11 protein-coding genes are annotated in these 16,309 nt (G+C 60.0%); 4 read left to right on the top strand and 7 right to left on the bottom strand.

Annotation, left to right across the window (positions count from 1 at the left end; translation table 11 throughout):
- Window positions 1-10 precede the first annotated feature (10 nt).
- The 7 genes from Q669_RS03990 to pilG all read right to left on the bottom strand — a co-directional run bounded on the left by Q669_RS03990 (window position 11) and on the right by pilG (window position 13,144).
- Window positions 11-1,063: a chemotaxis protein CheB gene (locus tag Q669_RS03990; protein WP_022991334.1), complete on the bottom strand. Its 1,053-nt coding sequence runs from the start codon at window positions 1,061-1,063 to the stop codon at window positions 11-13.
- Entirely contained in the window at window positions 1,063-8,682 is a 7,620-nt protein-coding gene (locus tag Q669_RS03985; RefSeq protein WP_022991333.1) for an Hpt domain-containing protein, read from the bottom strand. The genes Q669_RS03990 and Q669_RS03985 overlap by 1 nt, the downstream gene beginning before the upstream one ends.
- 11 nt (window positions 8,683-8,693) lie before the next feature.
- Entirely contained in the window at window positions 8,694-9,593 is a 900-nt protein-coding gene (locus tag Q669_RS03980) for a CheR family methyltransferase (protein ID WP_011787174.1), read from the bottom strand.
- A gap of 27 nt (window positions 9,594-9,620) precedes the next feature.
- Window positions 9,621-11,696 carry a methyl-accepting chemotaxis protein gene (locus Q669_RS03975; RefSeq protein ID WP_036148756.1) on the bottom strand — a complete coding sequence of 692 codons (2,076 nt, stop codon included), beginning with the start codon at window positions 11,694-11,696 and terminating at the stop codon, window positions 9,621-9,623.
- 93 nt (window positions 11,697-11,789) lie between these two features.
- Complete coding sequence (locus Q669_RS03970; protein WP_011787172.1) at window positions 11,790-12,335, bottom strand: chemotaxis protein CheW; 546 nt, start codon at window positions 12,333-12,335, stop codon at window positions 11,790-11,792.
- Between the two features lie 20 nt (window positions 12,336-12,355).
- On the bottom strand, window positions 12,356-12,718 hold the full coding sequence (pilH, locus tag Q669_RS03965; protein ID WP_011787171.1) for a twitching motility response regulator PilH: 363 nt from the start codon (window positions 12,716-12,718) through the stop codon (window positions 12,356-12,358).
- Between the two features lie 33 nt (window positions 12,719-12,751).
- On the bottom strand, window positions 12,752-13,144 hold the full coding sequence (pilG, locus tag Q669_RS03960; RefSeq protein WP_011787170.1) for a twitching motility response regulator PilG: 393 nt from the start codon (window positions 13,142-13,144) through the stop codon (window positions 12,752-12,754).
- Window positions 13,145-13,441: 297 nt separating this feature from the next.
- Between pilG and gshB the strand changes: the two genes are divergently transcribed.
- Genes gshB through ruvX form a run of 4 tightly spaced genes read left to right on the top strand, consistent with a single transcriptional unit; the run spans window position 13,442 to window position 16,295 of the window.
- Window positions 13,442-14,395: a glutathione synthase gene (gene gshB / locus Q669_RS03955; RefSeq protein WP_011787169.1), complete on the top strand. Its 954-nt coding sequence runs from the start codon at window positions 13,442-13,444 to the stop codon at window positions 14,393-14,395.
- Between the two features lie 46 nt (window positions 14,396-14,441).
- Window positions 14,442-15,308 carry an energy transducer TonB gene (locus Q669_RS03950; RefSeq protein ID WP_011787168.1) on the top strand — a complete coding sequence of 289 codons (867 nt, stop codon included), beginning with the start codon at window positions 14,442-14,444 and terminating at the stop codon, window positions 15,306-15,308.
- Complete coding sequence (locus tag Q669_RS03945; protein ID WP_011787167.1) at window positions 15,305-15,871, top strand: YqgE/AlgH family protein; 567 nt, start codon at window positions 15,305-15,307, stop codon at window positions 15,869-15,871. Before Q669_RS03950 ends, Q669_RS03945 begins: the two co-directional genes overlap by 4 nt.
- A complete protein-coding gene (gene ruvX / locus Q669_RS03940; RefSeq protein WP_011787166.1) occupies window positions 15,864-16,295 on the top strand; it encodes a Holliday junction resolvase RuvX in 432 nt (143 codons plus the stop codon). Before Q669_RS03945 ends, ruvX begins: the two co-directional genes overlap by 8 nt.
- Window positions 16,296-16,309: the final 14 nt, after the last annotated feature.

Raw genomic sequence — 16,309 nt, 5'->3', positions numbered from 1 at the left:
GCTTGTTACCTCAGGCGGAATCCCGTTTTTGCCGGCCCTTGAGCAGGCAGTTGTTCTCAATGACTTTTACCAGTTCCCTGGCCAGTTGCTCCGGAGTGCCACAGAAACTGGCGCAGCCGGTGGCGGCCACCGAATCGGGCATGGAGCTGTTACCACAACTGGTGCTTTCCTGAACCCAGATGCGGCTGCCATAGGCCTTCAGCATGGGTGCAGCGATAGCGCCGTCGTTGCCCATGCCGGAAAACAGGATGGCATGGCAGTGTTTGCCATAGTGATCCGCCACGTTCAGCAACACCTGATCTATCGATGGGCCATAAGGGCCCGGCCAGGGATGATTCTGTTCCGTCAGCTGGCCCTGGCGATCAAAGCACCACTCTCTTTCTACCGGCATCAGCACCACATCGCCATTGCGTACCCGATAGCCCTCCTCGGCCCGCTTCAGCGAATAGTGGGCGTGCCGGCCCAGAACCCGGGTGAGGACTTCGGTAAAATTGCCATCAATATGTTGTGCATAGATAAACCCGACCGGTAGCCTTGGCGGCAGGTGATCGAGAAAGGTCTTCACCGCTGCAGGACCGCCCAGCGAGGCTCCGAGAATCCAGACTTCCTCAGCCACCGAACCCGGCGCCGCCGGAGTTATCCAGTGTGGCAGCGTAGGCGCGTCCACCGCATCTGGCGTGGTCTCGGCCAGCTCTTCAATGTCGTTGGCGGTATCCAGCTGCTCCAGATGCCCGAGCTGTTTTTCCAGCTTGTCGAGCAGCCGGCGTTCCCAGCGGAAGTATTCCGTGGTGCCGGGCTTGGGAGCCTGGTCCAGGCCGAATAAGACCGGTGCTTCTGTATTTTCCAGCAGATGCTCGAACAGTGCCGGATGATCCGCTTCGTCTTCCAGGGTCACCAGCCAGAGCGCCGCGTCCGGAAACGCCGGGTAGTCCATCAGCCGTTCGGGATCTCCCGAGAAGCTGACGTCCAGGCCAAATTTTCCGGTCGCCGCCTGCAGCCGATGCCGTTGCAGCACCACATCGGACACAATCCCGACCCCAGGCCGGCCGTTAGGGCCGGCCATCACCGGTTCCCGGTCAGCCGCTTGATGGTGTCAAGCAGCTCGGTTTCCTGGAACGGCTTGCCAAGGTACTCGTTGACCCCGATGGCCAGAGCACGTTCCCGGTGCTTCTCGCCCGTCCGCGAGGTGATCATGCAGATCGGCGTATCTTTCAGGTTGTCGTCGTGGCGCACAAAGCTGGCCACTTCGAAACCATCCATACGGGGCATTTCGATATCGAGCAGGATGATGTCCGGCCGGTGGTCCTGAAGCTGGGCAACGGCGTCGAGACCATCTTTGGCGGTCACCACTTCCATGCCATTGCGCTCCAGCAGACGGGAGGTCACCTTGCGCACCGTAACGGAGTCGTCCACCACCATAACCGTCGTGGCCTTTTCCTCGTAGCGGGCGCTGTCCCGTGCCTTTTCCAGATTCGCCAGGCGCTGGCGTTCGGACAGGATGTCGGAGCGGATCATCGCCGGCAAGTCGAGGATTACAACCACGTTGCCGTCACCGAGAATGGTGGCACCGGAAACGCCCCGGACGGAACTGAACTGCGGCCCGAGGGATTTAACCACGATTTCCCGGCTGCCCATCAGCTGGTCCACCTGCAGAGCCATGGGCTGCTCCGCGCCGCGCACCAGAATGACCGGCAGTGGCAGAGCCTGGCCCTGAAGCTTGGGCTGGTGGTCGCTGTTGAGCAGGCTGCCCAGGTACTGCAGGCGATACTGCTGGCCGGCATACTCGTACATGGGGGCGTCTGGCTTGTAGTACTCTTCCAGCTCGTAGGTGCTGACCCGGACAATACCTTCGATGGTGTTGAGCGGGATGGCGTAGAAATCTTCCCCGGTGGACACCATCAATGCCCGGTTGACCGACACGGTGAACGGCAGGCGTACGGTGAAGGTGGTGCCACGGCCCAGGGCGGAATCGATGTCGAGGCTGCCGCCGAGCTGTTTGATTTCGCTGGCAACCACGTCCATGCCCACGCCACGACCGGAAATCTGGGTAACCTGCTGGGCGGTGGAGAAGCCCGGCTGCAGAATGAACTGCAGGATTTCCCTTTTCGAGAGGTCTTCGTCGGCGCGCATCAGGCCCTGGCGAACGGCCTTGTCGCGGATAACGTCGGACGGAATGCCTTTACCGTCGTCCATCATCCTCAACACCACATCACCGCCTTCCCGGGTCAGGGACAGAACCACTTCACCTGTGGCCGGTTTGCCTGCCTTGGTGCGGTCTTCCGGCGTTTCGATGCCGTGGTCCAGCGCGTTGCGGAGCATGTGCTCAAGCGGCGCGACCATCCGCTCCAGAATGTTCCGGTCCATTTCCCCTTCAGCATTGCGTACGTCGAAATCGACTTTCTTGCCGAGTTCGCCACTGATCTGGCGCACGATGCGGCGCAGACGGGGCACCATGGAGGAGAACGGAATCATCCGGGTCTTCATCAGACCTTCCTGGAGTTCCGTATTGATTCGTGATTGCTGAACCAGCAGGGTTTCGGTGTCCCGAACTCGCTCGGACAGGGTTTCACGCAAATCAGCAAGGTCCGAAGTGGATTCGCTCAGGGCCCGTGACAGCTGCTGGATGGAGGAGTAGCGGTCCATTTCCAGCGGATCGAAATCGTCGCCGTAGTCTGGCCCGTGCTCCTGCTCGGCCCGGAACAGGATCTGCGCTTCGGTTTCGATATCCATGCGCCGCAGCTGTTCCCGCAGACGTTCGATGGTGGCGGCCATTTCGTCCAGGGTGTAACTGAAATCACTGCTCTGTTGCTCCAGGCGACCCCGGGTAATACTGGTTTCACCGGCCAGGTTAACCAGCTCATCCAGCAGCGGTGCCGATACCCGAATGGTTTCCTGGGCGGCTCTTTGTGCATCGGCGGCTTTCTTGCGCGCCTGGGCCGCGGATTTCTCCGGTTTCGCAGGTGCCGGAACCGGTTTGGTCGGGGCTGGCTCCGCAGTGGAGGCCTTTGGCACCGGCGCGGGTTCTTCTCGAACCGGTTCGGGTGCTTTCTCCGGCTGCGGGGCAGGTGCCGGTGCGCCGGATTCAAAGCGTTTGCGGATATCCGCGACCAGCGCGATGATGGCATCGTGATCGCCGGTGATGGCCTGCCATTGCTCCTCGGTTGGCGCGTTACCGCCCAGATCGATCAGGCGGGTCTCGAAAGCATGAGCCTTGTCGCCAAGCTCGGAGAGCTGGGACAGACGGGCGCCGCCTTTGAGGGTATGCAATGCCCGTTGTGCTTCCCGGTTGAAGTGCTCATTGGCCGGCTCACGACGCCAGTCATCCAGTAGCTGCTCCAGCTGGTCCATGATTTCGCCAGCTTCTTCCAGGAGGATCTCGAGCACTTCAGGGTCTACGGAGTCCGCTTCCGCCGTTTCAGCCTGCTGTGATTCGGTTCCGGACGTAACTTCTGCTGGCGCGGCAGTACGCAACGCGTTGATCAGGGCCGCGTCGGCGTCGGGCTTGCGACTGTCTTCCAGCGCATCAAGCATGGATTTCAGGCTGGCCGCGGCGCGGTCACTCAGGCCAAGCATGGCCGACTGGTCCCGGTCGCCGGCAATCAGCTGGTCCAGGGCGTCGGCCCAGGCTTCGGCCAGATCCGCAATCGGGTCGACATCCGACAGTCGCGCGCCGCCCTTCAGGGTGTGCAGTTCCTGTTGCAGGCGGGTAATGCCAGCCAGCTCCTCCGGCTCCTCGCGCCACTGGTCGAGGCATTCGGTAATGGCCTCGTGGATTTCCAGGCCTTCGTCCAGGAAGATGCCAACCAGATCGTCGTCGGTGGCGTCCTCCAGGCTCTCGCTGAGGCTGGACGCGGATTCTTCGGATTCCGCCGCCGGCTGTTCACTGATTTCCAGTTCTTCCAGTTCACTAACGTCGGGCTCACCCGGCTCTGACTGCGGCGGTGCCTCCGAAGGCAGGGATTCGCCGCGCAGAATGGCCTGAACCTGATGCACCAGTTCTTCGGCTGGCGGGCACGGCTTCTGGGTCGCCACCTGCTCTACCATCTGGGCCAGGCGGTCGTGGCAGGCAAACAGCAAGTCGGTCATCTGACCGCTGGCTTCAAGCTGGCCTTCGGCCACTTTTTCGAACAGATCCTCAAGCACGTGAGTGAGATCGCCGATGGCCTCGACTCCGGCCATGCGGGCGCCACCCTTGAGGGTATGCACATCACGCTGCAGTTCGGCGGCAACCTCCCGGTTCGAGGGGTCTTCGCTCCAGGTATGCAGGGCACTGCCGGTGGAGTTGATAAGGTCGTAGGCTTCTTCCAGGAAAATGCCCACCAGTTCCGGGTCCAGATGGGACAGATCGGTGGCCTGGAGCTCTTCCTCCTCTGCACCCGCAGTGTCTTCGGTGCTTTCCTCGAGCTCCGGCTCCGGCAGGGTCAGCTCTTCGTCTTCCGGCTCTGCCGAGTCATCGGTGTGTACATCGGTTACCGGGCGAGTGCCACGGGCGCCATCGATGTAGGCATGAATCTCGGTGATCAGATCCGGCGCGGGCCTCGGCGGCTCACTGGCTTCAAGTGCCTCGACCATGCCGGCAAGCCGGTCATGGCAGCGGAACAACAGGTCAGACAGAGTGTCATTGATCGAGAATTTCTGCTCGGTCAGTCCTTCAAACAGGTTTTCCAGTTCGTGGGACAGGTCACCCACGGCCGGAATGTCGGCCAGTCGGGCGCCACCCTTGAGGGTGTGCAGGTCACGCTGGAGCAACCGCAGGAGGTCCAGGTTTGATGTGTCCTCGCTCCAGCTGTGCAGGGCTTCCGCGGTGCTGTCAATCAGGTCGCGGGCTTCCTCCAGGAAGATTGCTGCCAGCTCGTCGTCCATGGCCTGATCGTCTTCAGACGTTTCAGGCAGTGGCGGCGTTTCTGTCAGCTCAGGTTCTTCTGTTGCCTGCTCCAGTTCATCCATCTCCAGGCTGAGGTCGATCTCTTCCAGGTCGTCGGTGAACTGCTGCTCGAACTCATCCGGTTCTGCGGGCTCGGCTGCGGTTGCCTGTGCCAGCGCCTCGAGTTCCTGAATCAGTTCCTGGCTGGGTTCAGTAGCCAGCCCGGCCGCCACCTGATCCATCATGTTAATCAACTGCTCATGGCCGGCGCGCAGGGTCTGGAATACATCATCGCCCGGCGGCAGGCCCTGCTCTGAAATCGCGGTGTAGGTGCGGGTCAAAGCGGCGGCCAGTTCGGCAACATCGGGCAGATTGGCGTCCGTCGCACCCTGGGTCAGTTGCTCCAGTTCGGCACGGAGGGTTGCCAGTGCCTCGTCCTGCTGCGGGTTTTCAGACCAGCGATCGACAATGCTTTCGGCATCCAGAACGATATCCAGGCCTTCACCCAGGAACAGCTGTACCAGCTGTGACGACGATTTCCTGGCGGGTTGTTCGTCGTCTGCCTGGGCATGGCTGGTGAGTGTCTGCTCACACACCTGGTGCAGGCGCTCAAGGTACTCGTCGGTGCCTGCCAGCGGTGCCTGGGGATTCTCCCGAATCTGGGCAAGCCCTTGGGTCAGGAAGCCCGCCGCATCACTGATCAGCGCCAGTACGTCGCGGTCTGCCCGTTTGTTCTGGGCCCGGGATTCTTTGATAAAGCGCTCAAGCGGCGTAATGACTTCCGCAATCGGCGCGATACCGGCGGTGTTGGCACTGCCTTTCAGGGTATGCAACGCCCGAGAGAGATCGTCCGTGTAGGCGGCGGTGGCTTTGTCGCCCGCAGCCTCCAGGTATTCCTTGATGGTCTGCAGATGGGTTTCGGTTTCGTTCTCGAAGATATCCAGCAGCACCGGATCCACTTCGTCTTCTCCGGGCAGGGCATCATACTCAATGCTGTCTTCCGGAGTGACGGTACCGGCCGTTGTTTCCTCTGCAGACTCTGTGTCGGTGTCCACCAGCGGCATGGCGGTGGCATCGGGAATTTCGCCATTGGCCAGGGCATTGGCCCGCGCCTCCATGGCAGATGTGTTCAGGCTCGGCGCCTGGCGTTTCTCAAAATCGGTGACCAGCGCCGGCACCGAATCGGTGACATCCTGAAGCAGCTGGGCAATATCATCATTCATGAACACGCTGCCGTCGATCACCCGGTTCAGCATGTTCTCGACCGACCACGCCAGCTCCCCGATCACGGTAGCGCCAACCATCCGGCCACTGCCTTTCAGGGTATGAAAGGCCCGTCGAACTTCTGCCAGGGCACTGCGGTCATCGTGCTGACGTAGCAGCATGGGCAGGTATTCGCGAATGGTGTCGAGTACCTCGCCAGCTTCCTCAATAAAGATCTCGAGGATTTCGTCATCAATGAGATCGTCACTGTCGTCCGCTTCTTCAACTTCGCTCGTTGGCGCGGTAACGGGCGTTTCGGGAATTTCGATTTCGTGCTCGGCGGCGGCCTCGTCTGCAGTTTCTGCTTCGCCTGTGGTCTCTCCGGCCGCCTGTCCGGTTTCTGCGCGTCGGGTCGTTGCCAGCGCTTCAGCCTGTTCAATCAGCTCGTTGACGTCGCCACTGGTCTCGCCGTTCCGGAAGTCCTCAATCAGGGAAGGAATACGGGCGTTGACCTGGTCCACCAGGGTGAACATGTCATCGGTCGGTTTGATGGTCTGGTCGATGACCCGATTGAGCAGATTTTCCACCGACCACGCCAGTTCCCCAATGCTGGTGGCGCCGACCAGGCGGCCACTGCCTTTGAGGGTATGGAAAGCCCGGCGAACTTCCGTCAGAGCTTCGCGATCGTCGTGATCCTGGCGCAACCTCGGATAGAACTCGTGGATGGTCTGCAGAACTTCTTCCGCTTCCTCAACAAAAATGCCGAGGATCTCATCATCCAGCAGCTCGGCATCAGAGGTTTTGGCCTCTGGTGCGGTGGTCTCTTCGGCGCTTGCCTCAGGTTCTTCAGCAACGGGTACTTCAGCCGGGGCCTCTTCAGCTTCTTCCGTCAGGCTCCAGGTGGGCTCCTGTCCGACCGGGAAGCCGAGACTGGCGAGGCTGTCTTCCGCCACGCGCAGGATAGCGTCGTTATCGCTGATGCCATCTGCCAGTCTCTCCAGGTAATACTCGATACTGGTAACGGCATCGGCCAGGGTGTCGAGCTGTTTCCAGTCCGGAACCTGTTTGTTGCTGAGCAGTACGTCGGTGACGTAACGCTCGGCTGAGGCGAGCATATCGGCAACGCGATCCAGTGGCACCAGGCTCAGACCGCCACGGATACTGTGCAGGAGTCCGGGTACGTGTTCGATTTCACGGGCATCCCACTGGGAGGCAATGAAATTGACGATGGCGGATTTAACCTGCTCCAGGGTATTCCGGGATTCGCGGATCAGCGCTTCGCTGGCCTCTCCGAGTTCACGGGAGCCCATGTTGATGGCGGAGGCTTCCTCGGCCGAGCCGGAAGACTGCTCCGGGCGTCGCTCGCTGTCGAGACCAGCCAGACTGGCCTCCACGTAAAGCAGGGCACCGGCAATGTCCATCAGGGTGCCATCGTCGACCACTTCGGCCTGCTGGCAGAGTTTTTCTACCAGTTCAATCTGTTCGGTGACGACCTTCCGGGGAATGCCAAGACCAAGAACGGCCAGGGTGTTGGCAACCTGACGCAGGCCGGGCAGTAACTCGTCCAGTTCGCTGTTCTGACGAAATTCGGCCCGCACAAACAGGTCAAGCTGATCTTTCAGTCGAGCCAGTTCTTCGTTGAGGGCACTGACCACGGAGTGGATGGCGTCCCGGCCTGGACCGGATACCCGGTTGCGGGCCGCATCCACGTCGTCTTCCGAGGGCAGGGCGCTATCCAGCTGATAGGCCTGACGCAGTGCCTGAACCTGAGGGCGATCGAGATCCCGGGCGCGGGCGACGTAATACAACAGGTGTTTGAACAGCGCTTCCGGAACCGGCTGCTGAAGGATATCCGCATGTTCGTCGGTGAGCCGGCGGATCTCGGAATCCAGTTCCCTGAGCAGGGATTTGACGGCGGTGTTCACCGGGTTGACCCGGGCTTGCAGAGTGTCGACAAAGGCGCTGGCCGCTTTCCAGAGTTCGCCCCGGGGCGTTTTCTGGCACAGGCGCACCAACCGCTGGATTACCTTCTGCATGTAATCGAAATGGGCGTCGAGGTCCGCCTCGCGAACCACGCCAGCAAGGGCAAACTGGTACATCTGGCGCAGCTTGCGCAGGTGGCCCAGGACTTTTGGATCGTGCAGGCGTTCAGACACCTTGCCGCTGACCCTCATCTGTGAAGCAGAGAGATCCGGCTTGAACAGGGAGGTGTCGGACAACAGGGAGTCGCCCCGGGCGGCCCGGAGATCGTTGAGCAGCGGCAGCAGAACCATGGGAAAGTCATCGCTGCTGCTGCCAATGTGCTCCAGATACTGTGGCAGCTGCAGAATGGCCTGCATCAGCACGTTGACGGCATCGTCAACGCTGGTCACGGTTTCGTTGAGAATGGCCTGGGTCAGTTTTTCCATCTCTTCGGTGAGCAATGCTGCACCGTAGAGTTCCACCATTTGCAGGGTACCGTGTACCTGGTGAAGGTAATTCAGGCAGAAGCGCAGGCGCGCAGTGTCGTCGCGATTCTCGACATACGCTTCAAGTGCATGCTGGCCCTGGGTCAGCGTGTCCTGTATCTCTCCCCGAACCCAGTCGAGGGCGATGCTGTCATGGTGATTGCCCATAACCACTCCGGTTATTCTTCGTCGGACTGGCGCTTGATCCACGCCAGTACATGTTCCGAGGGAACCCTCTGCAGGCCCGGTGGCTGCCAGTCGGTCAGTTCACCCTGGCCAAGCACCAGTAACCCCCCCGGTGCCAGACGCTCTGCGAGCCGTTTGACGATCTCCCGTCGGCGCCAGCGACGGAAGTAGATCAGCAGGTTCTGGCAGAAGATAATGTTCATCCCGTGCATGGGTGCTTTATCCAGATCCAGAACATTGAGCCTGGTAAAGCACACCCGGTCACGGATGCTGTTCACAATTTCTACGGTATTCCGCTCCGAGGGCCGGAAATACCTGGCTTTCAGGTCTTCTTCCATTCCCAGCAACTTGCGGGCATTAAACCGGCCCTGGCGCGCTTTTTCGATGGCCGGCTGACTGATGTCCGAGCCGGTTACGCCGAAGAGCGGTTGCACGCCCAACTGAGCCATGCCCTCGTTCAGGATCATCGCGAGCGTGTAAGGCTCCTCGCCGGTGGAGCAGCCAACACTCCAGGCCTCCAGGGCCCGCTTCCTGAACTGTTCCCGGGGACGGGTAAGCACATAATCCGCCACCAGCCGGAAGGCGTCCGGGTCCCGGAAAAACCGGGTTTCCTGAACAGTGAGCCGGTCTACCAGTGTGGCCCACTCCCTGACAGCATCCGGGCCGGATACGATTTTCTCGTAATAGGCCTGGTAGCTGCTGCAACCGATTTCGCGCATCCGGATGCCAAGATTGGTTTCCAGAAACGAGCGCCGTTCGGTGGTCAGGGTTATGCCGGTGCGGTGCTCCAGCAAGGTCTGCCACTGGCTGAACTGCGCGTCGTCCATATCCGGAAGACGGCGCAGTGACCAGATGCCTTCGGCGGGTGACAGTTGGTTATGCGTATGCGCCATAGACCGTCATCTGCCCCGGGCCGGTGATCAGCTGACCACCGGTACGTCGCTGTTTTCCTCTTCTTCCTGATTGGCCATTTCCTCATCCGGCAGGGTGAAGCCGGCAACGGAGGACCGCAGCTCGGAGGCCATTTCTGCCAGGTTACCGATAGACTTCGCGGTAGCGTTGGTACCGGAGGAAGTCTGGGAGGTGATTTCCTGGATAACGTTCATGGTGTTGGAAATGTGCGCCGCAGAGGATGACTGCTGACGGGCGGCGTTGGAGATGTTCTGGATCAACTCCGCCAGGGACATGGATACGTTCTCGATTTCCTCGAGGGCGATACCCGCGTCCTGGGCCAGTCGGGCACCACGGACCACCTCGGCGGTGGTGTGTTCCATGGAGATAACCGCTTCGTTGGTATCAGACTGGATCGTCTTAACCAGGGCTTCAATCTGCTTGGTTGCTGCAGAGGAACGTTCCGCCAGGCGCTGAACTTCGTCCGCAACCACCGCGAAGCCCCGACCCGCGTCACCGGCCATGGAGGCCTGGATTGCCGCGTTCAGGGACAGGATGTTGGTCTGGTCGGCAATGTCGTTGATCAGGGATACGATGTCACCGATTTCCTGGGAGGATTCACCCAGACGCTTGATCCGCTTGGACGTTTCCTGGATCTGCTCCCGGATGTTATCCATGCCGCGAATGGTGTTCTGTACCACTTCTGCGCCTTTCTTCGCGATCGCAACCGACCGCTCCGCAACCGCGGAGGATTCGGCGGCGTTCGAGGATACCTGGTCGATGGACACGGCCATCTCGTTAACCGCGGCAGAGGCGCCGGCAATTTCCTGGGCCTGGTGCTCGGATGCATCGGCGAGGTGCATGGCCGTGGCCTGAGTTTCCTGGGCGGCGGAAGCTACTCGTACCGCAGTACCACGAATGGCCTGTACCAGGCCGCGCATCTGGTCGATCGCGTAGTTGATGGAGTCGGCGATGGCACCGGTGAAGTCCTCGGTTACCGTGGCCTCTGTGGTCAGGTCACCATCGGCCAGGTCGGCCAGTTCGTCCAGCAGTCGCAGGATCGCGTTCTGGTTCTGTTCGTTCTGCTCCTGGGTGGTGGCCAGACGCTCCTGGGCGTCGCGGTACAGGGCAAGACCGATAAAGACAACAATCGCAACCATGGCGGCCAGGATGGCGAAGGCCAGGGTCGGGCTGATCAGACGGGAACTGGACTGGGTAGCGAAGTTGTCGGCCAGAGTCGACAGTTCGGCCAGCAGGTTCTCGGAGTTCTGGAAGATGTCACTTGCGGCGGTACGAACCTTGAAGAGGTCGGGAGAGGCTTCAAGGATCGCGTCTACGTTCTGGGAAACGAACTGGAACAGCTCGTCAACCGCTTCCAGGCCATAGATGGCGTCTTCGTCCGCTACGCGGGAGATGCCCATGGCGGGATTGCCGTTGAGCTGGCCGTCAAGAACCCGGCCGAACAGGCTGGCGTCCCGGCCGAAACGGTCGGCCGCGATAACGGCGTCTTCGTTACCGGACAGTACGTTGTTAACGGAGCGGACAATACGCTCTGCCAGCAGCGACTGACGCTGGGCCAGAGAGATCTGTTCGGCAGGGGCACCGTTATCCAGCAGAATCTGAACGATGTCGTCGTATTCCACCTGCAGCTGGGGAATGGTTTCGTTCAGAGTCCGGGCTACTTCGTGCAGGCCGAGTACTGCATCACGGGTGGAGAGGATGCTGTCGGCGTTTTCACGAACGGTGTTCCAGTGTTCCTGTACGCCACTTTGCTGGGCCAGTTCACTGGGCGGGAGGCCGGTTTCCGGGTTGCCCTCGGTCACGTTGGTCCAGAGCTGCTGGAACTCATCCCGCGAACGACGGAGTTGGTCGAAGGCTTCGGCGGTACCACCGGCGGCCTCGGTCGCGTTCTTCGCGATCTCCTGGGAGAGTACCCGCATTTCCGCGGTGTTGGCGATGTACTGCTGGTCGTGCTGACTGTCCTGGTTAATGATGAACAGTACCACAACGAGCAGGACGGTAAGTGCAATCAGCGCTGCGATCAGGCCGGCAACCAGTTTGTTGCCTCCCTGTCCCATACTGAGTCTTCCGGCTCTGTTTTTCATTTTCTGGCTCCCGGCCTCTTTCTTCTGGAAATGGCAAGTATGTGTAGCGGGTTTCAGACGGTCAGGGTGATGTTCCTGCCAGTACCATCACCCTTACCACTGTGCAACATCAAGAAAGCGTTCGTCTTCCACCAGATCGGTGGCTGAGAACACTTTCCAGACCTCCTCATTACGCTCGTAACCGCCGCTCACAAACGGACGAACGCTGTCGGGCACCCCGTCGGGGGTGGCCCTGAAACTGTCTTTGGCGAAGTACTGCATGCCCAGTACGCTGTCGACGACCAGGCCACTGAATACGTCGCCCTGCTCAACCACCAGAACCCGCCGTTCACGCAGGCTGCGGGAAGAGCGGGGCACATCGAAAAAGGTGGCGAGATCGACCAGGGGTAACAGGCGGCCGCGAACATTGGCCGCTCCCATCAGGAACGACCGAACCCCCGGAACATGGGTGAACCGGGGTACATGCAGGATTTCGGTAACTTCGCCCATGGGGGCAACGTAGCGCTCGCCCGAGAGAATAAAACCGATGCCGTTCCAGAGTTCAACGGCTTCCTGTTGTTCCGGCAGACCGGCGGCCATGGACCGGCTGCGCTGGGCGATATCCGTCAGAACGGCAAAAGGGGCGGCCTGGGCGGACATGCGTACTCCAAGGTTGGGGATCAGGCAATCAGGCTGTTGATTGTTTTGATCAGGTCGTCTTCGTTAACTGGCTTGACCAGATAACCCTTGGCACCCTGGCGGGTTCCCCACACCCGGTCAGTTTCCTGATCCTTGGTGGTTACGATCACAACCGGGATGGAAGCGGTTTCCGGCGCACGGGTCAGCTGGCGGGTCGCCTGAAAGCCGTTCAGGCCGGGCATGACAACATCCATCAGCACCAGATCCGGAGTTTCCGCGCGGGCCTTGGCCACACCATCGGCGCCATTATCTGCGGTCAGCACTTCGTGCTTGTGTTTTTCCAGAATGGTGGAAATCTTCTTAACTTCAGTTGGCGAGTCGTCAACAATCAGAATGCGGGCCATGGTTTCCTCGATGGTTCTGTGTGTCAGCAGGGGTTACTGTTCCGCCTGAGGCATGTATTGGCGGATGGTGTTAAGTAGTTCATCCTTGCTGAACGGTTTGGTCAGATACTGGTCCGAGCCTACGATTCGGCCTTTTGCCTTGTCGAACAGGCCGTCCTTGCTCGAAAGCATGATAACCGGCGTCTTTTTAAAAGAGGAATTGTTCTTGATCAGTGCGCAGGTCTGGTAGCCGTCCAGGCGGGGCATCATGATATCGACAAAAATGATGTCCGGCTGGGAGTCGGCAATCTTGGCCAGAGCGTCAAAGCCGTCTGTGGCAGTGATAACCTCACAGCCAACCTTTTTAAGAAGGGTTTCCGCGGTGCGACGAATGGTCTTGCTGTCGTCAATCACCATGATCTTCAGGTTCTCGAAGTTGTCATCCATTGTCCAACTGCCTTGCGCTCTAGCGACTGTCGTTATTTTCGAACGGGGGTTTTAACACAAACGTTAAGGTTGTTCTATAAACCCCGCTCATTTATAGAGTATCCATGGCTGGATAAAAAGTATTAGTTTGTGACCAAATGTACTTCTGCCGCTGCCATCACGGATTTATCTGCGGATTTCTCCGGATGCATTCGCGGCTCGGGTACAATACCATCTGACCTCTCAGCATAGCACTTAATAACCGGTTCGCTCTGCTGACCGGTTCGTGTTTTCTTACCGACAGTTCCAGGAGACGCTATGACAATCCGGCTGGGGATCGTGATGGATCCCATTCAGGATATTCACTTCAAGAAAGACAGTTCTCTGGCCATGCTGCATGCCGCCCAGAAACGCGGCTGGGAAATCGAGTACATGGAACTGCCGGATCTTTATCTTGCGGGCGGCCAGGCCCGGGCTCACACCCGTGGGCTGACTGTGCACATGGATCCGGACAACTGGTACAGCTTCGGCGCCAGTCAGGATCGTGCGCTGGGTGACCTCGACGTCATTCTGATGCGGCAGGACCCACCGGTGGACCGGGAGTTCCTGATGGCCACCTATATACTGGAATCGGCGGAGCAGCAGGGCGCTCTGGTGGTCAATCCGGCGGCCACTCTGCGGGACTGCAACGAAAAACTGTTTGCCACCCAGTTTGAAGACCTGACACCGCCGCTGATCGTGACCCGCTCTGCCCAGCGTTTCCGGGAATTCTATGCCGAACATGGTGACATCATCATGAAACCAGTGGACGGCATGGGTGGCCGCTCGATATTCCGGGTCAAGGAAAACGATGCCAATCTCGGGGTCATCATCGAAACCCTCACCAATTACGGCAGCCATCAGGCCATGGCCCAGAAATTCATCCCCGAAATCACCGAAGGTGACAAGCGTATTCTGCTGATTGAGGGCGAGCCGGTACCCTATGCCCTTGCACGCATTCCGTCACACGGTGAGAATCGCGGCAACCTGGCCGCCGGAGGTCGTGGTGAGGGCCGGGAGCTGACCGAGCGTGACCGTCAGATCTGTGCCCGGGTAGCGCCGGTGATCAAGGAAAAGGGCCTGATGTTCGTGGGGCTTGATGTCATTGGTGACTATCTCACGGAAATCAACGTCACCAGCCCCACCTGCATTCGTGAGCTGGATGCGGCGTTTGGCATCGACATTGCCGGCATGCTGATGGACGCCATCGAGCGACGTCTGGCCAGAGACTGAAGACCGATCACAGCTTTTGAGCGCACAAGGAGACTCAGGAACCGTCATGGCAACCCAGGTTAGCGATTTCGATCGGTTTTCCTTCACCCTGTTTATGGCATTGGCCGTTCATGCCATGTTGGTGTTGGGGATTACCTTTGCCCCGGAATCGCCCCGGTCTTCGGCTCAGACCATGGAAATTACCCTGTCCCAGTTCGACGATGAACAGGCGCCGGAGAAAGCCGATTTTCTGGCCCAGACCAGTCAACAGGGCAGTGGCTCGGAAGAGCAGGCCATGGAAATGACCTCGCCCAATCCCTCCGAGATCAGTCAGCCGGAGCTGGCCCAGGTGCAACCCGAGCCACAGACCACCACTCGGCCTCAGCCTCAACAAAAGCGGGCGGTCGTCCAGACCGAGACTCGCACCGAGCGCCAGGCGTCAAGGCCCGAGGAGCGAACCGAGCCCCAGGAAGAGCCCTTGCCCCAGAGCGAGAAAAAGAGCCTGATGGAGCGCAGCCTGGAGATTGCCAGCCTGGAGGCGCGGTTTGACGCACAGCAGCGGGCCTATGCCCGCAAACCCCGGGTAATGCGGGTAACGGCAGCCTCGACCCTGAAGTCCAGCAACGCCTGGTATGTGCAGAACTGGGTGAGCAAGGTGACCCGGGTGGGCAACATCAACTATCCCACCGAAGCCAGGCAGGCAGGCATCTACGGCACCCTGCGCATGCTGGTTTCGCTGAAGAAAGATGGCACAATCAAGGAAGTGGCAATCCTCCAGTCCTCCGGCAGCACGGTGCTGGACGATGCCGCAATCCGAATTGTGCGTATGGCCGCTCCGTTTGCGCCTTTCCCGGAGGAAATGCGTCAGGACGTGGACGAACTGGAAATCATACGCACCTGGTCATTTCAGAGACGGGGGCTTACATCAGGATGACGGCCGAACACGACACCACAGGCAGTCTCAGGCACCACTTCCTGGTGGCTTCGCCCTGGTTGGCTGATCCTCGCTTTCACGGTGGGGTGATCTACCTTTGCGAACACTCGGAAGAGGGCGCGCTGGGGCTGATGATTAATCAGCCGCTGGATATCCACCTGGGTGAGATCCTCGAGCAGCTCGACATGCACGGCGGGGAGCTGGACTTGCCGGTATACACCGGCGGGCCGGTTCAGCCAGAGCGCGGCTTTGTTCTGCACTCGCCGGGCCGGCAGTGGCAGAATACCGCGCGAGTCACCGACGAAGTGCTGTTGACCACCTCCCGGGATATTCTGGAAAGCATTGGCCGGGATGAGGGGCCGGAATCGTTTCTGGTGGCACTGGGTTACTCTGGCTGGGGCGAGGGTCAGCTGGAGGAAGAGCTGGGCAGCAATGCCTGGTTGACCTGCCCGGCCAGCACCGACATTCTGTTCCGTACGCCGGCAGACCAACGTTACCAGGCGGTACTCCGCCTGATGGGCATTGATCTGAACCAGCTCAGTGATTCGGTGGGTCATGCCTGATCCCGGTAACCGTCGACTACTGGCCTTTGATTTCGGCACCCGGCGTATCGGGGTGGCGTCAGGGCAGGAAATGCTCGGAACCGGCCAGCCCCTGGCCATGCTTCCGGCCAGGGACGGGATCCCCGACTGGCAGCAGATCGAGGCGCTGCTGGCGGACTGGCAGCCGGATATTGTCCTGGTCGGCCTGCCTCTGAATATGGATGACACCGAAAATGAGATGTGCGCGCGGGCCCGCAAGTTCGGCAAGCGTTTGCACGGCCGCTACCATGTCACGGTCGAAATGGTGGACGAACGACTCACCAGCTACGAAGCCAAGGGCGAGGTGATGGCTGGTGGTGGCAGCCGCGATTTCGGCCGCCACGGCGTCGATGACCGTGCCGCCGTGCTGATACTGGAAACCTGGTGCCGGGAGCAGGCCGGCTGATCTGATAAACGAGG

The organism is Marinobacter sp. C1S70, assembly GCF_000475355.1.
Lineage (GTDB): Bacteria > Pseudomonadota > Gammaproteobacteria > Pseudomonadales > Oleiphilaceae > Marinobacter > Marinobacter nauticus.
Note: the sequence above shows the minus strand (reverse complement) of the source record. Positions and strands in the feature narration are given on the sequence as shown.